The sequence below is a fragment of the Novosphingobium sp. BL-S-34 genome (genome assembly GCF_056857015.1).
In genome coordinates this window covers 1688810-1709686 of record NZ_CM166473.1, presented here as the reverse complement: position 1 = coordinate 1709686, position 20877 = coordinate 1688810, and the positions used below count along the sequence as shown (strand labels likewise).

General features: G+C 65.9%; 17 protein-coding genes. 7 read left to right on the top strand and 10 right to left on the bottom strand.

Annotated features, from left to right (window positions below; translation table 11 throughout):
* Positions 1-36 precede the first annotated feature (36 nt).
* Positions 37-2925, bottom strand: a complete 2889-nt coding sequence (locus AC1VV3_RS21305) for a TonB-dependent receptor (protein ID WP_431568942.1) — start codon at positions 2923-2925, stop codon at positions 37-39.
* 350 nt (positions 2926-3275) lie between these two features.
* Here AC1VV3_RS21305 and AC1VV3_RS21300 point away from each other — a divergent pair, with 350 nt between their 5' ends.
* Positions 3276-4586, top strand: coding sequence for a pectate lyase family protein (locus AC1VV3_RS21300; protein ID WP_482963172.1), 1311 nt, complete (start codon positions 3276-3278; stop codon positions 4584-4586).
* Entirely contained in the window at positions 4583-5023 is a 441-nt protein-coding gene (locus tag AC1VV3_RS21295) for a cupin domain-containing protein (protein ID WP_482962427.1), read from the top strand. The genes AC1VV3_RS21300 and AC1VV3_RS21295 overlap by 4 nt, the downstream gene beginning before the upstream one ends.
* A 107-nt stretch (positions 5024-5130) precedes the next feature.
* On the opposite strand, the gene AC1VV3_RS21290 is transcribed toward AC1VV3_RS21295, so the two are convergent.
* The 5 genes from AC1VV3_RS21290 to AC1VV3_RS21270 all read right to left on the bottom strand — a co-directional run bounded on the left by AC1VV3_RS21290 (position 5131) and on the right by AC1VV3_RS21270 (position 10034).
* Entirely contained in the window at positions 5131-5988 is an 858-nt protein-coding gene (locus tag AC1VV3_RS21290) for an acyl-CoA thioesterase (RefSeq protein ID WP_482962426.1), read from the bottom strand.
* On the bottom strand, positions 5985-6413 hold the full coding sequence (locus tag AC1VV3_RS21285; RefSeq protein WP_134093726.1) for a MerR family transcriptional regulator: 429 nt from the start codon (positions 6411-6413) through the stop codon (positions 5985-5987). The genes AC1VV3_RS21290 and AC1VV3_RS21285 overlap by 4 nt, the downstream gene beginning before the upstream one ends.
* A gap of 107 nt (positions 6414-6520) precedes the next feature.
* The gene (locus AC1VV3_RS21280; RefSeq protein WP_482962425.1) at positions 6521-8218 is read right to left on the bottom strand and encodes a long-chain-fatty-acid--CoA ligase; all 1698 of its coding nucleotides are present in this window, start codon (positions 8216-8218) and stop codon (positions 6521-6523) included.
* Positions 8218-9516: an OmpP1/FadL family transporter gene (locus tag AC1VV3_RS21275; RefSeq protein WP_482962424.1), complete on the bottom strand. Its 1299-nt coding sequence runs from the start codon at positions 9514-9516 to the stop codon at positions 8218-8220. Before AC1VV3_RS21275 ends, AC1VV3_RS21280 begins: the two co-directional genes overlap by 1 nt.
* Before the next feature lie 56 nt (positions 9517-9572).
* Complete coding sequence (locus AC1VV3_RS21270; RefSeq protein ID WP_243654337.1) at positions 9573-10034, bottom strand: DUF2147 domain-containing protein; 462 nt, start codon at positions 10032-10034, stop codon at positions 9573-9575.
* Positions 10035-10205: 171 nt separating this feature from the next.
* On the opposite strand from AC1VV3_RS21270, the gene AC1VV3_RS21265 reads away from it, so the two are divergent.
* The 3 genes from AC1VV3_RS21265 (at position 10206) to AC1VV3_RS21255 (ending at position 15678) form a co-directional block, all read left to right on the top strand.
* On the top strand, positions 10206-11342 hold the full coding sequence (locus tag AC1VV3_RS21265; RefSeq protein WP_482962423.1) for a thiolase family protein: 1137 nt from the start codon (positions 10206-10208) through the stop codon (positions 11340-11342).
* Positions 11339-13669: a 3-hydroxyacyl-CoA dehydrogenase/enoyl-CoA hydratase family protein gene (locus tag AC1VV3_RS21260; protein WP_482962422.1), complete on the top strand. Its 2331-nt coding sequence runs from the start codon at positions 11339-11341 to the stop codon at positions 13667-13669. Before AC1VV3_RS21265 ends, AC1VV3_RS21260 begins: the two co-directional genes overlap by 4 nt.
* 218 nt (positions 13670-13887) lie before the next feature.
* Positions 13888-15678, top strand: coding sequence for an acyl-CoA dehydrogenase C-terminal domain-containing protein (locus tag AC1VV3_RS21255; RefSeq protein ID WP_482962421.1), 1791 nt, complete (start codon positions 13888-13890; stop codon positions 15676-15678).
* 111 nt (positions 15679-15789) lie between these two features.
* On the opposite strand, the gene AC1VV3_RS21250 is transcribed toward AC1VV3_RS21255, so the two are convergent.
* From AC1VV3_RS21250 to AC1VV3_RS21235, 4 genes are all read right to left on the bottom strand, one after another.
* Positions 15790-16089 carry a GIY-YIG nuclease family protein gene (locus AC1VV3_RS21250; RefSeq protein WP_482962420.1) on the bottom strand — a complete coding sequence of 100 codons (300 nt, stop codon included), beginning with the start codon at positions 16087-16089 and terminating at the stop codon, positions 15790-15792.
* Positions 16090-16288: 199 nt separating this feature from the next.
* Positions 16289-16960, bottom strand: a complete 672-nt coding sequence (locus AC1VV3_RS21245; protein WP_482962419.1) for a cytochrome b/b6 domain-containing protein — start codon at positions 16958-16960, stop codon at positions 16289-16291.
* Complete coding sequence (locus AC1VV3_RS21240) at positions 16957-17466, bottom strand: c-type cytochrome (RefSeq protein ID WP_482962418.1); 510 nt, start codon at positions 17464-17466, stop codon at positions 16957-16959. The genes AC1VV3_RS21245 and AC1VV3_RS21240 overlap by 4 nt, the downstream gene beginning before the upstream one ends.
* 117 nt (positions 17467-17583) lie before the next feature.
* Entirely contained in the window at positions 17584-18657 is a 1074-nt protein-coding gene (locus tag AC1VV3_RS21235; protein WP_482962417.1) for a 4-oxalomesaconate tautomerase, read from the bottom strand.
* 101 nt (positions 18658-18758) lie between these two features.
* Here AC1VV3_RS21235 and AC1VV3_RS21230 point away from each other — a divergent pair, with 101 nt between their 5' ends.
* Positions 18759-19913 carry a LysR substrate-binding domain-containing protein gene (locus tag AC1VV3_RS21230; RefSeq protein WP_482962416.1) on the top strand — a complete coding sequence of 385 codons (1155 nt, stop codon included), beginning with the start codon at positions 18759-18761 and terminating at the stop codon, positions 19911-19913.
* A gap of 98 nt (positions 19914-20011) precedes the next feature.
* A complete protein-coding gene (locus AC1VV3_RS21225; protein ID WP_482962415.1) occupies positions 20012-20875 on the top strand; it encodes a DUF1932 domain-containing protein in 864 nt (287 codons plus the stop codon).
* Positions 20876-20877: the final 2 nt, after the last annotated feature.

Genomic DNA, 20877 nt, shown 5'->3' with positions numbered 1-20877 from the left:
CAGTTCATGGCATTCGGCAGATGTATCGGCCGAACGTCAATACTTTGCGCGCGCGCCGAACAGGATCGTGCGGCCGAAGTGGTTGTTTTCGTAGTTGCGCTCCGCGAAGACGTCATTGAAGCGATAGCGATAGGCATCGGTCAGGTTGTTGCCGTCGATCGAGAGTTCCAGCCACTCCGTGGCCTTGTAGCGGATCGCCGCATCGATGCTGGTGTAGGAGCCATAGCCTTCGAAGATATTGCCCGTGGCGCTGGTCGCATCCACGAAGGGCCCGCGATAGCTGACCGAACCGCGAATGCTGAACTTGCCGTCGTCATAGTAGAGCGTGGCGTTGGCCGCCTTCTTGGATACGCCCAGCAGGGTCTGGGTATAGACCGCCGAGACGCCGGTGAGGGCGCAGGCGCCTGTCGTGGCGTTGCGGGTACAGGCCGAAGTGGCCGGGCCGGTGATCGTGTAGTCCGCCTTGCTCTTGATGAACGTGGCGTTGCCCTGGAAGCCCGTGTGGCTGAGGATGCCGGGCAGGAAGGTGAAGGGCAGTTGCAGTGCCACTTCCACGCCCTTCAGCGTCGCGCCCTGGCCGTTGACCTGCGAGGAGACGACATATTCCTGGTTGGGATCGTAGTTGATGTAGGCAGGCGTGCTCTGGCCGAGCACGTCGCGGCCGAGGCCGAGCTGCGGCAGGGTGGCCACGTAAGTGCCGGCGACCGGGAAGCTCTCGATCTTCTTGATGAAGGCGGCCACCGACAGCAGGGCCTGCGGGGCGAAGTACCATTCGGCCGAAAGGTCGAAATTGGTCGCGCGATAGGGATCGAGGAACGGGTTGCCGAACGTGACGCGGTAGTTGAAGCCGTCCACCGAGCCGCCCGGGTTGAGGTTGCCCAGCGAAGGCCGGGTGATGACCTTGGCGATGGCGCCGCGCAGGATCACGTCATGGCGCGGGTAGAGCGCGATGTTCATGGCCGGGAGCCAGTCGTCGTAATTGCGCTCCACGGTGGCGGCGACGCCGGCGGTGTAGCCGGTCGATTTCTGGCCGGTATGGGCATAGCGCATGCCGAAGTTGCCGGCATATTCGAGCCCGAAGATGTCGCCCTTCACGTCGAACTGGAGGTACCCGCCCGACGTCGTTTCCTGCACGCGGCGGTTGTTGCCCAGGTCCTCGATGGCGGTCCGGCCATAGAGGTTGGTATAGTCTGCCGCATTGGCGATGTTGGCGACGAGCCAGGAATCGGTGGTTCCGTTCGGCTGGCCCGCGTCTCCCAGGTTGGCGACTTGCGAGATGTCCGAAGTGACGGGCAGGCCGTAGACCGAAGCGGAGCAGGTCACCTGGCCGAGGATCAGGTCCTTCGTGCCGTTGGCGCCGCAGGCGGCGGTGTCGCGCTGGAACAACTGGGTGCGGAAGTTGTAGCGCCGCCAGACCGCGCCGGTCTTGACCGTGAAGCCTTCGGCAAGGTCCCACTCGGTGCGCAATTGCGCGGTCTTGAAGCGGTTCTTCACATAGGAAGGCCGGTCGCGGATTTCGGCGAGCTGGAAGTTCGCCGGATTGGTCACGTCGAGGCCGTAGTTCAGCACCGGCGTCTTCATGTCCGAATAGTCGTAGCTGAAACCGTTGGCGTTGCGGTTGTCATAAGCGAAAGTCGTTTCGACCGGGATGTCCGCGTTCGATTGCGACATGCCGCCCAGCAGGGTGAAGCGGAAGCTGTCGCTGACATCCTGGTCCAGCGTCGCGCCGATCTGGTAGAATTCGGTCTTCGACTTGCGCAAGTAGCTTTCCGTGCGGACATAGGCGTTGTTGAACGTGGCGCTGACCATGTTGCCGTTGTCGTCGTAGACCGGGTCCACCACGTCGAAGCGGCGTTCGTTGGAGCGGGCGAGCACTTCCAGCCACTGTTCCGCGCGGTCTTCCTTGAACGAGGAATAGAGGCCGTCGATCGAGAGCTTGGTGCGGTCGGTCGGCTCGAACTGGATGGATCCGGTCAGGCCCAGGCGCTTGCGGTCATGCTCGACCACGCCGTAGCGCGGGATGCGCGGGTGGAACGAGAGCGAGGCCGCGTCGCAGGCGGCGGAGGGGCGATAGCCGCCGCCCGTGCCGACCGGGTTGCCGCCGGTCGGGCCGACGTTGGAATAGTAGCACGGCGTGCCGTTCACCGAGTTGAAGTAGGCCTGGGCCCAGCGCACCGAGTTGTTGCCGGTTTCCAGCGTGTCGGTGTGCGAATAGGCGGCCGAGAGATTGACGCCGAACGTGCCCGCGTCGTTCCTCCAGGACAGCAGGCCGGCGATGCGCGGGCCGACGTTATCCGACAGGTCGTTGTAGGAACCCTGGACGTTGAGCACGGCGGAAAGGCCGGCCTTGCCCGCCAGCGGGTTGCCGGTGTTGAGGTCCACCACGGCGCCCAGCGAACCTTCGTCGAGGCTGGCTTCGGCGGTCTTGTGGACAACCAGGCTGCTGAACAGTTCCGAGGCGAAGACGTTGAAGTCGAACGAACGGTCGCGGTTGGCGGAGGCGCCGTCGGAGCTGGTGGCGATGGTCTCCAGGCCGTTCACGCGCACGCGGGTGAACTGGGCGCTGAGGCCGCGCACGGTGATCGCGCGGCCTTCGCCGCCGTCCTTCTGAATGGAGATGCCGGGAATGCGCTGGAGCGATTCGGCAAGGTTCTGGTCGGGGAACTTGGCCATGTCCTCGGCCACGACGGCATCGACCGCGCTGACCGATTCCCGCTTCACGTTGAGCGCGGCTTCCAGCGACTGGCGGAAGCCGGTGACGATGATTTCCTGGGCGGTCGTGCTGTCCTGCGGGGCCGTCTGGGCGGCGGCGCCGGTATTGTCTGCGGCCGTGTCCTGCGCGAAGGCGGCGTGCGGCAATGCCAGCGCGCTGCCCGCGACCAGCGCTGCCTTCAGTAGCGAAATCCTCGAAACATGCCTTTGCATGATCACTCCCCCTGTAGCCTTCCGGCTCACTGGCCTTCTCAGCCTATTGATACCGGTGTCAAAGAGGATCGCGCCTTGGGCGCTTCCTTTCTCCGGCACCTGCTCCCAGTACCTTGCGGTACTTTCCTCACGCCTTTGCGGCGCACTCGATTGAACTGCGTATCGTCCTTGTCGCGCAATCGTCAGTTCGTTCTTGCCGGTCTTGGTAACCGGTGTCATTAGTTATTGCCGCAGGGACGCCACCCTGTCAAGAACGCTGTAACAAGCCTGGCAAGAACCGGATCAAACGGGAGAGAGCAGTGAAAGCAACGAGGCAGTTCGGCCGTCTTACCCTGGCCGCATCGGCCGCCATTCTGGCGATTTCGGCGGTCTCCCCCAAGGCGATGGCGCAAGCGGCAGACCCTACGAAGGGCGGCGACGGCGGGCGAATCATCCGCGTCACCACGCTCGCCAAGGATGGCCCCGGATCGCTCAGGGCGGCGGTCGAGGCGAAGGGCAAGCGCACCGTGGTGTTCGAGGTGGGCGGCGTGATCGACCTGGGGCGCACGGTGCTGGAAATCGATGAGCCCTATCTCACCATCGCCGGGCAGACGGCGCCTTCGCCGGGCGTGACGATCGTGCGCGGCGGGATCGACCTCAAGGGCCACGACGTGAAGATCAGCCATCTTCGCGTGATGACCGGGGTGGATGGCCAGCCCAAGCTCTCCGGCTGGGAGGCCGATGCCTTCTCCACCGTCGCCGCGCACAATGTGGTGATCGAGCATTGCAGCTTCTTCTGGGCGATCGACGAGAACATGTCGACGTCGGGTCCGCGCTTCAACGGCAAGACCGTGAAGGAATGGCGCGAGGCCACCAGCCACGACGTGCTGTTCCGCGAGAACCTGGCCGCGGAAGGGCTGGCCGACGCCAGCCATCCCAAGGGCGAGCATTCCAAGGGCTCGCTGGTGCACGACAACGCCACCGGCATCGTCTTCTACCGCAATGTCTGGGCGCACAACATGGAGCGCTCGCCGCTGGTGAAGGGCGGGGCGCAAGTGCTGATGGTCAACAACATGATCTACGATCCCGGCCACCGCGCGGTGCACTACAACCTGATGAACCTGGAATGGGCGGGCCATCCCTATGTGACCGGAGAGATCACGGCCGTTGGCAATGTCATGCGGGCGGGCAATTCCACCGCGCCGGGCCTGCCGTTCCTGACTCTGGGCGGCGACGGCGACCTCGCCTGGTTCAGCAAGGACAACATCAACGTGGATCGCTGGGGCAATCCCGCGCCGATGCTCGGCCGCTACGGCGTGACCAAGGCCAAGGTCATCGAAGCGCCGGCACCGCTCGCCAGCCTCGACGGCTACAAGGTCATGCCCGCCGCCGACCTCGAAACCGACCTGCTCGGCTCGGTCGGCGCCCGCCCGTGGGACCGCGCGCCCGACGACATCCGCGTGCTGTTCTTCGTGGCCGAGGGCCGCGGCGAAGTGATCGACGACGAGAAAGTCGTCGGCGGTTATCCGCACCCGGCGCCGACCCAGGCCGCCTTCGTGGAGAAGGACTGGAATCTCGGCACGATGACGCCGAAGTCGGGCCTCTATCCCGGGCAGAAGGCCGGACCGCAGGAGAAGCTCTCCGCGCGGGACAGGGAAATGAGCGAAGGGGCGGCGAAATGATCGCGGGGCTGCTGCTGATGGCGGCTGCCACTACCGGCGCCCCGGCTCCGGCCCCGCCTCCACTCTCGGCCCCGCCCATGGCCGTCATCGACGAAAAGGACACCGTGCGCGAGGAAGCCCCTCCGCACGGCGCCATCGGCATGAGCACGGCCTATCGCATTTCGGATGCCGTGCCCGCACCGCGCGCGATGGAGTTCCGCCGCCGGGTCTTGCACAAGGGCGCGGCCATCGGCGCGCATCCCATCGCGCATGATGAGGTCTATTACGTCCTGTCGGGCGAGGGCGAAGTGGTGTCGGACGGCCAGCGCGCGGTGCTGCGGCCGGGCATGACGGCCTATCTCTACAACGGCGCGGTCGTGGGCATCTGGCAGCGCGGCGAAGCACCGCTTTCGCTCGTCATCGCTTATCCCAACCCGCCCGTGGCTGCCGGAAAGTAAGGCGCCCCCGAGGCATTCCAAGCGGGGCACCGGCTTTTTTCTCCACCCGATCATGGGCTTGGAGAAAGGGCCGGCGCCCTGAAGTCAGCGAATTCCCGAGCGGACTGTCAGGCTTGGGGCTTGACGCGGAGCAGGCCCTCCTGCGCGACGCTGGCGACCAGTTCGCCCGAGCGCGTGTAGATCGCGCCGCGGGCAAAGCCGCGGGCATGGCCGGACCAGGGGCTGTCCATGGCATAGAGCAGCCAGTCGTCGATCGGCGGGGTCTGGTGGAACCAGATCGCGTGGTCGAGGCTGGCGCCGGTCACGCCGGGCGAGAAGAACCCCAGCCCATGCGGCATCAGCGCCGTGGAAACGAGCGCGAAGTCGCTGGCATAGGCCAGGAGCACCCGCTGCATCGTGTCATCGCTGCCGAGCGGCCGGGCCAGCCGGAACCATTCCTGGCGCTGGGGCAGATCGCCGCCGCGCACCGGGGGGCAGGGGCGGATGTCGAAGGCCGCGAGCCGGTCCAGCAGGAAGGACGGCAGCTTCTGTCCGGCAGCGGCCAGGGCATCCCGGAAAGCCGGGCACTCGTCCGGCGCCGGGACGTCCGGCATGGGCACCGCGTGGGACAGTCCTTCCTCGGGCCGGTGGAAGGAAGCCGCCAGGTTGAGGATCGGCTTGCCGCCCTGCATGGCGACCACGCGGCGGTTGGAGAAGCTGCCACCGTCGAAGTCAGGCAGGACGCGGTAGATGATCGGGCGGGCGGAATCGCCGGCGCGCAGGAAATAGGCGTGGAGCGAGTGGGCCTTCCGCTCGGGATCGACGCCGCGCGCGGCGGCGGCCAGCGCCTGGGCCACGACCTGGCCGCCATAGACGCGGCCCATTTCCTCGGCCGAGGCGGCGCCTCGGAAGATGCCGGTATCGATCTCTTCCACGTCGAGCAGGTCGCGCAGTTCTTCCACGGCGCGGCGGGCGTCTTCACTCATGGCTGGTCTCCGGGCCGTTCTTCAGGCGGGGCCGATGCCGGGCCGCTGCGGACTTCCACGGGCATGCCCTTGAGCCAGGCCAGCGACTGCCGCTCGATGGACAGCAGTTCTTCCAGCGTCTGTTCGATCGCGGTCTTCTGCTGGCGCAGTTCGTCGATACGGTCGGTAACCCGGGTGAGTAGCGCGCGGACCTGTTCGTGGTGTTCGGGATCGACGTCGTAGAGGTCGAGGAATTCCTTGATCTCGCGGATCGAGAAGCCGAGCCGCTTGCCGCGCAGGATCAGCTGCATCCTGCCCATTTCGCGGCGCGAATAAATGCGGGTGGTGCCGACGCGCTGCGGGGCGATCAGGTCCTTGTCTTCATAGAAGCGCAAGGTGCGCATCGTCACGCCCAGTTCGGTGGCGGCTTCCTGGATGCCGAGCATGTCGCCGCCCGGCTCTCCCTCTTCCGGGTTTTCGCGCGGGGCTGCCGCCTGCGCGCCTGCTGCGGGAAGGGGCGCGCCGTTCGGAGTGAGTGCGGCTCCGGTGCCGCTCACGAATCCTGTCCCGAGGCGCGGCGCGCGGCCTCTTCCTCGACCAGCTCCTTCTTGGAGAGCTTGCCGACCAGCGTCTTGGGCAGGCTGTCGCGGAATTCGATCTGGCTTGGCATCTCGATCTTGTTGAGCCGTTCCTTGAGGAAGGCCATCAGGGTTTCCTGGTCCAGCGTATCGCCGGGATGGAGCGCCACGAAGGCCTTGGGCGCCTGCCCGCGATAGGTATCGGGAATGCCGATCACGATCGCCTCGTGCACCATCGGATGCTCGTAGAGCGCATCCTCGATCGTTCTCGGATAGACATTGTACCCCCCGCAGAGGATCATGTCCTTGATCCTGTCCACCAGGAACAGATAACCGTCTTCGTCGAGATAGCCAACGTCTCCCGTGCGCAAGGCACCGTAGATGAAGGTCTTTTCCGATTCCTCGGGCCGGTTCCAGTAGCCGGACATGACTTGCGGGCCGCGCGCGCAGACTTCGCCGCGCTCGCCCTGGGGCATGACCTTGTGCAGGTTGTCCGGATCGCGGATTTCCAGCACGGTTCCGGGGAAGGCCGGGCCGCAGGAATTGTTCTTCACGTCGCCTTCCAGCGGATTGCAGGCGATGATCGGCGAGGCTTCGGACAGGCCGTAGCCTTCCACCACGCGCACGCCGGTGCGCTGCTCGAACTTCTGGCGCACTTCCAGCGGCAGCGGCGCTCCGCCCGAGATGCAGACGCGCACCTGGTCGAACTCGCCGTGGAGCTGCTGGTTGTTGAGCGCGGTATAGAGCGTGGGAACCCCGAAGAACTGCGTCGGTTTGGTGCGCTTGGCGGTGGCCAGGAACGACTTCATCTCGAAACGCGGCAGCAGGATCATCTCGGCGGCGGTGTCCACCGAGTAGTTGAGCACCGTGGTCAGCGCGAAGACGTGGAACAACGGCAGGACGCCCAGCGTGCGCTCCTGCGTCTCCGGCATGTGGCCGACATGGGCGATCATCTGCGCCGAATTGGCGGCGAGGTTCGCGTGGCTGAGCATCGCGCCCTTGGGCACGCCGGTGGTGCCGCCGGTATATTGCAGCACGGCAAGGTCCGAGGGCGAGCGTTCGACGGGATCGGGATCGGCGTCGCGCGCGATCAGGTCCGCAAAGCGCAGGAAGCGCAAATCGTGCGGCTCATGCGCGATGTCCTTGCGCTTGAGCAGGCGATAGGCGCGGCCCTTCAGCTTGGGCAGGGCATCGGCGATCGGGCAGACGATCACGCGGCGCAGCGCGCCCTTTCCGACCAGCGGCTCGATCTTGGGAAGCGAGAGCGCAAGGTCGGAGGCGACGATGAATTCCGCGCCGGAATCGTCCACCAGATGCGCCATCTCGCGCTCGGTGTAGAGCGGGTTGAAGTTCACCACGATGCCGCCGATGCGCAGGATCGCGAAGTAGCAGATCACGTAATAGGGCGTATTGGGCAGGCACAGACCCACCCGCGTCCCCCGCTTGACGCCGAGGTCCTGCAACCCCCGCGCCGCGCGGCGGGACAGGTCGCCGATCTCCTTGTAGGTCCACTTGCGGCCCATGAAGTCGATCGCCGGCCAGGCGCCGTGCGCTTCCACGGCATGGTCGAGCAGGTCGGTGAGCAACCGCGGCGCGATCGGCGGCATCTCTTCCGGAAGTTGGGAGGAGGTCTCCGGGGCGGAGTGTCCGCCGATCGTCGCCGCGGCTCCCATCAGAAGGCCACCCGCGCGCCGAGCGAGAAGACCATGGCGTAAGCGTCCTGGAGGCTGCCGTTGGTGATCACCGGGGTCTGTGCCGCCGTGCCCGGATAGGCCGCGGTGATGCGGTCGATCGGCGCGTCCTTGAACGTGATGTACGAGGCGGCCGCGTCGATCGCGATCTTCTCGCTCATGTTCCAGGTGGTGCCGGCCGAGAAGTTCCAGCGGTTGCTGTCAGGCACGCGGGCATCGCGGTCGCCGCTGCTGGTCGGCGTCTCGCCGTACTGGATGCCGCCGCGCACGGTCCACTTCGGATTGACGTCGTAGTCCATGCCGAAGGCGTAGGAGAAGCCGTCCTTGTAGTTCTCGGGGATCTGCTGGTTGATCGGGGCGCCGAGATCGATGGTGTCGAACTTGCTCCAGCCGAAGGCCACGACTTGCGCGTTCAGCGTCAGCTGCTTGGTGGCGTGGATGCGGCCGGACATGATCGCCTGCCACGGGGCGGTGAATTCGGCCGTGGCGTCGAGCGTCCGGTTCTGCGCGGCAAGCGGGCCGAGCAGGCCGTCGATGGTCAGCGAGCCGTCGAGCTTGTGCTTGATGGCCGACTTGTAGGCGACGCCGATCGAGGCGGGGCCGTTATGGTACTGGGCGCCGACCGACCAGCCCACGTCCCAGCCGCTGCCCTTGAGCTGCTGATGGCCGTCCGCCAGCAGCGGCGAGAGGTTGGGCAGGTAGTTGCCGAGGGTGGCGTCGACATGTTCGACGTTGGCAGCCGCGCCGATATAGAGGCCTTCGACCGGCTGGAAGGCGACGCTGGGCTGGATGTCGATCGTGCGCAGCTTGGTCTTGTCCGCGGAATAGCGGGCCCAGCTGTCGGCATCGTAATTGGTGGTGAAGGAATAAGGCGAGGTCACCGTCAGGCCGAAGGCGAACTTGCCGGTGCCGTAGGCGATCGAGCCGGAGGGCAGCACGCCGTTGTCGATGGGGTTCTTGGCCAGGCCATTGCCGCCGACCGGGGCAGGTGCCTGTCCGGGGCGGACGATCACGGTGCCGTCGTCCACCACTTTGCCGCGCGGCAGGATGACGCTGGCGTGGACCGAGGCCTGGCCGCCTTCGAGCCCGCCGATCGCAGCCGGGTTCCACCACAGCGAGTCGACGCCGGTATCGGCGGCCTCACCCGAGAAGGCGCGGCCCTGTGCGCGTACCGACTGTTCCTGAAGGTAGAAGGCCTGTGCATGGGCGGCGCCGGCAAAGCCGAACACGATGGCCGATGCGGTGCCCGCGAGAAGAATGCGGCCCGAAGTGCGTTTCATATCCTTGAACTCCCTTAATTCTCTTATGCCCTGAACCTTCGTGTACCCGGTGCGCCTCAGGGGATGCGCGTCCAGGTCTGGGTCTTGCACAAGGGCCAGACGATGCAGCCCTTGAGCTTGAGGCTATTGGCCCCCGAAGGCGTTATCGTCGCCTTGTAGGTGCCGCCGTCCTCAGGATTGTAGATCTGTCCTTCGACCCATTCGTTCCCTTTGGCCTTGAAACCACCGACAATTTGCAGGCCTTTGATCTTGCGGCCACGCTGCGCGGTGTCCTTGTTGTTCACGTCGCGCAGGTCGGGGTTGGTCTTCAGGCCGTCCGAATCGACGAGCCGGCCGCAGACCGATTCGCCGCAGCGGCTGAGTTCGACGACCCCGTGCTTGGAAGGTGTGCGCCACTTGCCGACGACGGAGTCGCCGCCGGCCGCCAATGCCGGATTCGCGCCGGGAATTGCGATCAGGGCCGCGGCAACAAATGCCAGCCCCGCAGGTTTCCACTGTTTCATGAGCGACCTCTCCATCGTCTCCAACCGGACATCTTCTCACCGGCGGGACGGGGCCCTTACGGTGGGATGCTGATTTGTCGTAACCGATAATTTGCTTGACGTATAGGGAAAGAATTGCACCCTTAGGGAAGAAGACGGCGCAGCCTGGGGAAGAGCCCTCGGCGCGTCGGCCCACGGAGAGAGTGCATGCAAAGTGTCGTGATCGCGGGTTACGCCCGCTCGCCCTTCCACTTGGCCAACAAGGGCGCGCTGGCGCGGGTCCGTCCGGACGACCTTGCCGCCCAGGTAATTCGCGGCCTGATCGCCAAGACCGGCGTGGAAGCGGCTGATATCGAAGACGTCATCGTCGGCTGCGCGTTCCCCGAGGGCGAGCAAGGCTTCAACGTCGCGCGCCTGATCGGCCTGCTGGCGGACCTGCCGATCTCGGTCGGCGGCATGACCGTGAATCGTTTCTGCGGCTCCTCGATGAGCTCGATCCACTATGCCATGGGCCAGATCGCCATCGGCGCGGGCGAAGTCTTCGTCTGCGCGGGCGTCGAATCGATGAGCCGCGTGCCGATGATGGGCTTCAACCCGCTGCCCAATCCGGAGCTGGCGAAGAAGAGCGCCGCCTACATGTCGATGGGCGAAACTGCCGAAAACGTCGCCACCAAGTACCAGATTCCCCGCGCCGACCAGGAAGCGCTGGCCGTTTCCAGCCAGCAGAAGGCCGCCGCCGCGCGTGAGGCGGGCAAGCTGACCGACGAGATCGTGCCGATCCAGACCAAGGGCGGCGTGGTGAGCGAAGACGGCACCATTCGCGGCGAAACCACCGCAGAAGGCCTTGCCGGCCTGAAGCCCGCGTTCGACGCGGCTGGGTCGGTTACCGCCGGTACGTCCTCGCCGCTGACCGATGGCGCCAGCGCCGTTCTCGTCACCACCGAGGAATATGCCCGTGCCCACGGCTTGCCGATCCTGGCCCGCATCAAGTCGGTCGCGGTGTCGGGCTGCGCGCCGGAAACCATGGGTCTTGGCCCTATCCTTTCCAGCCAGAAGGCGCTTGAGCGCGCCGGTATCTCGGCGGGCGATCTCGACGTGGTCGAACTGAACGAGGCCTTCGCTTCGCAGGCGCTGGCCTGCATCAAGGACCTCGGCCTCGACATGGCCAAGGTGAACATCGACGGTGGCGCGATCGCCATCGGCCACCCGCTGGGCGCCACCGGCGCGCGCATCGTCGGCAAGGCGGCGTCGCTGCTGAAGCGCGAAGGCGGCAAGTACGCGCTCGCCAGCCAGTGCATCGGCGGCGGTCAGGGCATCGCCACGATCCTGGAGTCCGTGGAATGAGCGACAATATCATCAAAAAAGTCTGCGTGATCGGCGCTGGCACCATGGGTGCCGGGATTGCCGCTCAGGTCGCCAATGCCGGCGTGCCGGTGCTGCTGCTCGACATCGTTCCGAAGGATGCGACCAATCGCAATGTCGTCGCCGAAGGCGCCGTGGCGAAGATGCTCAAGACCGAGCCCGCGCCGTTCATGAGCAAGTCGGCCGCCAAGCTGGTCGAGACCGGCAATATCGAAGACCACCTCGACAAAGTTGCCGAGTGCGACTGGGTGATCGAAGCGGTGATCGAGCGTCTCGACATCAAGCAGGGCCTTTACGCCAAGCTGGAAGCGGTGAAGCGCGACGGCACCGCCGTCTCGTCGAACACCTCGACGATCCCGCTCGCCAATCTGGTGGAAGGGCGTTCGGACGCTTTCAAGCGCGACTTCCTGATCACCCACTTCTTTAATCCGCCGCGCTATATGCGCCTGCTGGAGATCGTCACGGGCCCGGCAACCGACGCTGGCGTTGCCGCCAAGGTCGAGCAGTTCGCTGACGTTTCCATGGGCAAGACGGTGGTGAAGGCCAAGGACACCCCGGGCTTCATCGCCAACCGCATCGGCACGTACTGGATCCAGCTTGGCCTCAACGCCGCGTTCGACATGGGCATCACCATCGAACTGGCCGACGCCATCGCCGGAAAGCCGATGGGCGTGCCCAAGACCGGCATCTTCGGCCTTGTCGATCTGGTCGGCATCGACCTGATGCCGCACTTGCAGGCCAGCCTCACCTCGACGCTGCCCGCAGGGGACCTCTACCACGGCATCGCCCGCGACATTCCGCTGATCAACAAGATGATCGGCGAGGGCTATACCGGCCGCAAGGGCAAGGGCGGTTTCTACCGCCTCAACAAGGAGGCCGGTCGCCGCAAGGAGACCATCGACCTCCAGACCGGCGAATACCGCCCGACCATCACCGCACAGGGCCCGCGCGGCGCCGCCTCGAAGGGTGACCTCAAGGCACTGGTCGAAAGCAAGGGCGACATCGGCGCCTACGCCTGGGCCGTGCTGGGCGATACGCTGGCCTATGCCGCCAGCCTCGTGCCCGATGCCGCTTCGGACGTGGTTGCCGTCGATGACGCGATGAAGCTGGGTTACAACTGGAAGTCCGGCCCGTTCGAGATGATCGACAAGCTGGGCGCCAAGTACCTGGCCGATCGCCTTGCCGCCGAAGGCAAGGCCGTGCCCGCGATCCTGACCGTGGCGGGCGACCGCACGTTCTACCGGATCGAGAACGGCAAGCGCCAGTTCCTGGGCCTCGACGGCGAATACCGCGACATCGTCCGCCCCGAAGGCGTGATGCGCCTGGCTGACGTGAAGCTTTCGTCCAAGCCGATCATCCGCAATGCCTCTGCCGCGCTGTGGGACATCGGCGACGGCGTCGTCTGCCTGGAATTCACCGGCAAGATGAACGCGCTCGACGGCGAAGTCATGAAGCTGATCGGGCAGGCCATCCCGCTGGTGGCGGCACAGTACAAGGCGCTGGTCGTCTACAACGATGCCGACACTTTCTCGGCCGGCGCCAACTTGGGCCTCGCGCTCTTCGCGGTGAATATCGCCGCCTGGGGTGAGATCGAGAAGCTCGTGGCGGGCGGACAGCTGGCTTACAAGGGCCTGAAGTACGCACCGTTCCCGGTGGTCGGTGCTCCCGCCGGCCTGGCGCTCGGCGGCGGGTGCGAGATCCTGCTCCACTGCGACGCGATCCAGGCCCATGCCGAACTCTACTGCGGCCTTGTGGAATGCGGCGTCGGCCTCGTTCCCGGCTGGGGCGGCAACGGCGAAATGCTGGACCGCTGGCGCACTGCCCCCGGCATGCCCAAGGGCCCGATGCCGGCGGTGGCCAAGGTGTTCGAGATGGTCTCGACCGCGCAAGTCTCCAAGTCTGCCCAGCAGGCGCGCGAGATGATGATTTTGCGGGGGGGCGACGGCATTTCGATGAACCGCGATCGCCTGCTGCATGACGCCAAGCAGAAGGCTCTGTCGCTGGTCGAGGGCTATACCCCGCCCGAGGCGCCCGAGTTCAAGCTGCCCGGCGCCGGTGGCCGCACCGCACTCGGCCTTGCGGTCGAAGGCTTCCACAAGCGCGGCATGGCGACCGACTACGACGTGGTGGTCTCGGGCATTCTGGCCGACGTGCTGACCGGCGGCGACGAGTTCGACCTCGTCGACACGGTGAGCGAGGGCGAACTGCTCAAGCTGGAGCGCGATGCCTTCATGGGCCGCCTGCGCGACGACCGCTCGGTCGCCCGCGTCGAGCACATGCTCGAAACCGGCAAGCCGCTGCGTAACTGAACCAAAGGAAAACCGGGCCGAGAGCGTGACCTGCCACCCCATCCTCCTTTCCTCATTCCCTCTCTCGTCATTGCGAGCGGCGAAGCCGCGCGGCAATCCAGGGGCGTCGCAAACCGCCCTGGATTGCTTCGCTTCGCTCGCAATGACGAAGTGCGGGGTGCGACAGGAAGCGGGATGGGATGAGGCGAGTTCACCTCTCGACCTGCGAGGAGAGTGACATGCAAGTCTACGAAGCGCCCCTGCGCGACATGAAGTTCGTGCTCCACGAACTCCACAACGACGACGGCTTCGGCAATCTCGAAGCCCTGGCCGAATTCACCCCCGATCTTGTCGACGCGGTGCTGGAAGAAGCCGCGAAAGTGGCGCAGGAAGTCCTGCTGCCGCTGAACCGCAGCGGTGACATCGAGGGTTGCACCCTCGAAAACGGCGTAGTCCGCACCCCCAAGGGCTTCAAGGAAGCCTACGACATGTTCCGCGAAGGCGGCTGGTGTGCGCTGGCGTCCGATCCCGAATGGGGCGGGCAGGGGCTTCCCGAGGCGCTGAACAAGCTGACCGAGGAGATGATCTGCTCCGCCAACCTGTCGTTCAGCCTCTATCCCGGCCTCACCCACGGCGCGACCACGGCGATCGAGGGCTATGCCAGCGACGCGCTGAAGCAGGCCTACCTGCCCAAGATGGTCGAGGGCACCTGGTCGGGCACGATGTGCCTTACCGAACCGCACTGCGGCACCGATCTTGGCATGCTGCGCACCAAGGCCGTTCCTCAGGGTGACGACAGCTACAAGATCTCCGGCGCGAAGATCTTCATTTCGGCGGGCGAGCACGACCTGACCGAGAACATCATCCACCTCGTCCTCGGCCGGCTTCCCGATGCGCCGGAAGGCGTGAAGGGCATCAGCCTGTTCCTGGTGCCGAAGTACCTGCCCAAGGAAGACGGCACGCCCGGCCCGTCCAACGGCGTTTCGGTGGCGGCGATCGAGCACAAGATGGGCCTCAAGGCCTCGGCCACCTGCCAGCTCAACTTCGACGATTCGATCGGCTGGCTGGTCGGCACTGCGAACAAGGGCATGGAAGCCATGTTCAAGATGATGAACACCGAGCGCGTTTCGGTGGGCATCCAGGGGCTCGGCGTGGGTGAAGCCGCCTATCAGTCGGCCGTGTGGTACGCCAAGGACCGCGTGCAGGGCCGCTCGCTGTCGGGCGTGAAGAACCCCAAGGGCCCGGCCGATCCGATCATCGTCCACCCCGACGTGCGCCGCATGCTGATGACCGCGCGCGCCTATAACGAAGGCAGCCGCGCTCTGGGCGCCTGGGTCAGCCGCGCGCTCGATGCTGAAAAGCACGCGACCGATCCGGCCGTGAAGGCGCGTGCGGAAGACTTCATCGCGCTGATGACCCCGGTGGTGAAGGCGCTCTTCACCGACTGCGGCTATGAAAGCGCGAACCTTGCCGTGCAGGTCTACGGCGGCCACGGCTACATTGCCGAAAGCGGCGTGGAGCAGTTCGTGCGCGATGCCCGCATCGCCATGATCTACGAAGGCACCAACGGCATCCAGGCGCTCGACCTTGTCGGCCGCAAGATGCCCGCCCATGCCGGTCGCTATCTGCGCTCGTTCTTCCACCCCGTCTCCGACTTCATCGAGGCGAACAAGGCGGACGAGACCTTCGGCAAGATGATCGAAGGGCTGGAAAAGGCCTTCGGCGCGCTTCAGCTTTCGACCGGAACGATCGCCCAGAAGGGCATGAAGGACCCTGAGGAAGCCGGCGCCGCCGCGACCGACTACCTGCGCCTGATCGGCCTTGTCGCCATGGGTTACACGTTCGCCAAGGCAGCGCTGATCGCCAAGGCCAGGCTGGACGAAGGCACCGAGGACGCGGCGTTCTACACCGCCAAGATCGGCACCGCGCGGTTCTTCTTCGACCGCCTGCTGCCGCAGGCGACCGCCGCGTTCCTGGCGATCAAGTCGGGCAAGGCCTCGATGATGGCGCTGGACGTGGACATGTTCTGAGGCTGGGGCAGGGGCTGGGGCTTACTCGCCCCACCCCACCCTCGTCATTGCGAGGAAGCGAAGCTGACGAAGCAATCCAGAGCGGCACAGCGCCGCCCCCGGATCGCTTCGTCAGCCGCAGATAATCTCGAACAGATCGTCCCACAGCGGATTCCCCGCCTCGATAAGTGTGGTCTTCCGTTTCCGCGAGCCGCCCTTGAGCTGCTTTTCGCGCAGGATGGCGTGTTCCATGGTGGAATGCACTTCGAACCACACAAGGTGCTTGCGGCCGTAGCGCTTGGAAAACCCGTCGATGACGCCTTCGCGGTGCTGGAATGCGCGTTGGCGTAAGTTGGATGTTACGCCCACGTAAAGAGTGCCGTTGCGGGCGCTGGCGACGATGTAGACTGCGGGTTGGAAGTCGCGCTTCATCGCTCTGGATTGCTTCGTCGCTTCGCTCCTCGCAATGACGAAGGGGGTTATAATTCTGTCATAGCGCTATTTGGGGCGTGCCACGCTCACGCCACGCCACGCCACGCCCAACCGCAACCCAAACCCAACCTTACCCCCAACCTTCGTCATTGCGAGCGTAGCGAAGCAATCCAGAGCGGACCGCGCCACCATTCGATACTCACGCCGCACCAACCCAGACCACCCAGCCAACCAGCCAGGCGACAACCACGCAGGCGATCAGCCGCCAGACGGGGGCATTGACCATGCCGGTCGTACCGGCGGGCATGGGGCGTGAGCCGGTCACCATGGCCCCGATCAGCCGGTCCCGCTTCACCACGCGGTAATAGAGGATCGCGGCAAGGTGCAGCACGATCATCGCCAGGATCAGGTAAAACACGATCCCATGCAGTTCCGTCATCCGGCTGGCGGTGGAGGAGGACACCAGGTGATTGAGCGGCCCGGTGGTGCCGTCGTCCGGATCACCCGCGAAGAAACCCAGCGTGACCTGCAGGGCCATGAGGCCGAGCATCGCCAGCACGCTCCAGCCGCCCGCCGGATTGTGGCCGGGGGTGGGTTCGTGAGCGCCCGACCGCAAATGCGCCAGCACCGCGCCCGGCCCTCGCACGAAGCCCGAAAACCGCGCGGTCGAACTGCCGACGAAGCCCCAGAGCACGCGGATCACCAGCAGTTGCATCAGCACCGTGCCGATGCTGGTGTGCCAGCCCATCTCGCCGTTTTCGGCCGTCCACCAGAGCGCCGGGATCAGTGCCGCGAAGCTCCAGTGGATCACGCGGACCGGCCAGTCCCACAGGCGGGTGCGGACATCTGCCGCACCCTCGTGGCTGTTCACTGCTTCTTCTCGCGGAAGGTCTCGTGGCATCCCTTGCAGGCACCGCCGATCTCACCCATCGCCATCTGAGCGCCTGCGGCATCCTTGGCGTCGGCTGCAATCTTGAGCTTTCCGGCAGCGACGGCCAGCTTGTCTGCCGCGGCCGTGAATTCGGCGGGCTTGTCCCAGATGGCGGGGAGGGCCTGGGTCTTCTCGCCCGATTCCTTCCCGCTGCCCTTGGGGAACAGGCCGACGATCTTGCCCGCGTCCGTCTGGATCGAGGTGGCGGAAGCAGAGACGGCCGCGAAGTCCGGCGCGGAATCTTCCAAGGCTTCCTTGGCGGCCTTGTTGGCCTTGGCGATGGCCTTGAAATTGGCTTCTCGCGCTTCGATGGTGTCGGAAACCTTGACCGGGGCGCCGGAAGCGTCGGTCGTGGTCGCGGCCGGTTCCGAGCCCTTGCAGCCGGTCACGGCGGCTGCGAGCGCAAAGGCGGCTAGGGTGGTCGTCACGAATGTCTTCGATGCCATGTCGCTGCTCCTGGCAGTTATCTTTGAGCGGGAGGCCGTACTTTGCTTGCCCGTCGGCCCTGGTCCCAAGCGCTTGATAACCGCTGTTGTTGCTTTGCAGCGAATGGTTTTTCGCGCTTACCCGAAAACTACCCCGTCCATCAGCTTGCGCGCGGTGCGAAGGAGGGCGGCGCTCGTAACGGCGCCGCCCTCGTCCGTGTCGAGGACACAGGACATCTCGCCGGTCGGATGCTCGACCGACAGTGTCTTGCGGCGACCCTCGGGGATCTCAGCCACTTCAGCGGCGGGCGAGCCTTCTATCAGGCAGGCCGTCGCCACCGAAACCGCACCGAGCACGCCGATCGTGGCGTGGGCGCGGTGGGGAATGAAGCTGCGCACGGTCACCGCGCCGCCATGCTTGGGCGGCGCGACCAGCATCATCTTGGGGACCGACTTGTCCTTGACGTCGCCGAGGTTCATCCGCGCGCCCACGGCCAGGCGGATGGCCTCGATCTTCGCCTTGAGATCGGTATTGGCGTCCAGGCTCTCGCGGTCCTCGTAGCCGGTGATTCCGACATCCTCGGCCTTCATGACGACGCAGGGCATGCCGTTGTCGATCAAGGTCACGCGCACGCCGTTCACTTCGTCGGCCGCGTTGCCGGTGGGCAGCAGCGCGCCGCAGGAGGAGCCGGCGGTGTCGCGGAATTCCAGCGGGATCGGCGCATGAGTGCCCGGCACGCCGTCGATCGCGGCATCGCCCTTGTATGAAACCACGCCGCCCGGCGTCTGCACGGTGGCGACGGCGACCTGGCCGGTGTTCTCCATGAAGATGGCGACATTGGTTTCATCGCCTTTCGCCTCGATCAGCCCGCGCTCGATGGCGAAGGGGCCGATCCCGGCGAGGATATTGCCGCAGTTCTGCTGATCGCTGACAAGCGCCTGGTCGACGAAAACCTGCAAGAACAGGTAGTCCACGTCGATGCCCTCGCGGTCGGATTTGCTGACGACGGCGACTTTGCTGGTCAGCGGATCGGCGCCGCCCATGCCGTCGATCTGGCGCGGGTCGGGCGATCCCATGATGGAGAGAAGGAAGGCGTCGCGCGCGGCGGCATCGGCGGGGAGGTCGCTCTTGAGGAAATAGCCGCCCTTGGAAGTGCCGCCGCGCATCCACATGCAGCGTACGCCTGCTTGATCGGCTTGGATGGCACTCATGGCATTTCTCCTTTTCCCGCAGTCGGCCTCCTGCCGGAGCGGCGGGGCAGGGGGAAAGAGAAACTTTGGACCTGCCATAGGATTTGGCTAAGAGTGCCTCCATGGACATCTGGAACTTCAACCTTCGCCACTTGCGTGCAGTCGCCAAGATTGCCGAATTGGGGACGGTGAACGCGGCCGCACTGGCCGTGAACCTCAGTCAGCCCGCGATAACACAGGCGTTGGGGCGACTCGAGGCGATGATCGGACTGCCGCTGTTCGAGCGCCGTCACGACGGCATGATTCCCACGCGCGCCGGAGAGATCCTGGCGCCGCGCATCGGCGCGGCGCTGTCCCATATCCAGAGCCCGCACGTCACCATGTCGCGCCTTCGGGCGCTGCTCGCGCTGGCGGAGACGGGGAGCTATGCCGGGGCCGGGCAGGAGACCGGACTGTCGCTGCCCTCGATCCACCGCGCGGTCAACGATCTCGCCCTGGCGCTGCGCCGCCCGCTGGTGGCGCGGCAGGGCAAGTTCGTCATCACCACCGAGGCGGGCACCCAGCTTGCCCGCGAATTCCGCCTCGCCAAAGTCGAGCTGGAGGCGGGGCTGTCCGAAGTCGAAGCCCTGCGCGGGCTGGAGACGCGGCGCATCGCCATCGGCGCCATGCCGCTGTCACGCGCCCGTATCCTCCCGGCCGCCGTGGCGCGGTTCCTGGCGCGGCGGCCCCGGGTGAAGCTCACCATCGTCGAAGGGTCGCGCGCCGAACTGGTGGAGCCGCTGCGCAACGGCACGCTGGACCTCATGGTGGGCGCGCTGCGCGACCCGCTGGTGGAAGGCGATCTGGTGCAGCACCCGCTCTTCGAGGACCGGCCGGCGGTCTATGGCCGCAAGGGGCACCCGCTGGAAGGCACCGATCCCGGCGCGGCGGAGGTGGCCCGCTACCCCTTCACCCTGCCGCCGCGCGGAACCCCGCTCCGCGACAGTTTCGAGCGCTATTTTCGCGAGCACGATGTGGCGCTTCCGGACGTGCCGGTCGAATCGGGCTCCGTCATGATGATCCGTCAGGTGATGATGGGCGGCGATTTCCTCACCGTGCTCTCGCCCGATCAGGTCACGGTCGAAGTGGAGGCAGGCTGGCTTTGCGCATTATCGCGGCTTCCGGCTGAATTTACCCGCCATATCGGCATGACCACCCGCGCGTCGCTGCGGCCGACCGAGGTGCAGAGCGAATTCTTCGCCGACCTGGAGTGGGCGGCGAAGGAGGTTTCGCGGTAGCGCGCGCGATCATGGCATGACGCGCTTATTGCACTGAGCTTATAGCTTCCGGGTGGTTCCGATTGGCGGCTTCCGGGCAATCGGGCCAGACTGGCAGCATGAACAGGTCCATTGCCCTTATCGGGTTCGGAGAGGCCGGATCGACGTTTGCGGGAGCTGGGGACTGGGCCGGACAGGCCCGTGCCTTCGATATCCTTCCCGAACGCCGCGACGTCATGACCGAACTCGGCATCACCGTTTGCCCCAGTGCCGCCGAAGCGCTTGAGGGCGCCGAACTGGTGTTGTCGCTCGTCACCGCCGATGGCGCGCCGAAAGTGGCCGAGGCCGTCGCGCCGCTGCTGGGCGAGGGGGCGCTGTTCTGCGACATGAACTCGGTTGCGCCCGGCACCAAGCGCGCCGCCGCCAAGGCTATTGCCAAGGGCAAGGGGCGTTACGTGGACGTGGCCGTACTCGCCCCGGTCAACCCCGCGCGCATGAAGGTGCCGCTGCTGGTGGCCGGGCCTGACGCCGCCGAGGCGCAAGCGGCTCTGGAGGCGGTGGGCTTCACCAATGTCCGCACCGTGGGCGCCGATGTCGGCCGCGCTTCGGCGATCAAGCTGGTGCGCTCCGTCACGGTGAAGGGGCTTGAGGCCCTGACCGCCGAGATGATGATGGCCGCCCATGCCGAAGGCGTGGCGGACGAAGTGCTTGCCTCGCTCGATGCCAGCGAGAAGGCCATTTCCTGGACGGAGCGGGCAGACTACAATCTCGACCGCATGCTGGTCCACGGCCGCCGCCGCGCCGCCGAGATGGACGAAGCCGCGGAAATGCTGCGTTCGCTGGGCATTCCGCCGCTGATGACCGAAAATACCGTCGCCTGGCAGCAGGCGCTGGGTGCGCTGGGCCTGGTGCCGCCGCCCGAAGGATTCGAAGCCAAGCTTGCGGCCGCGGTCGCGGCAGGCGTACTCAAGGGAGAGAACTGAGC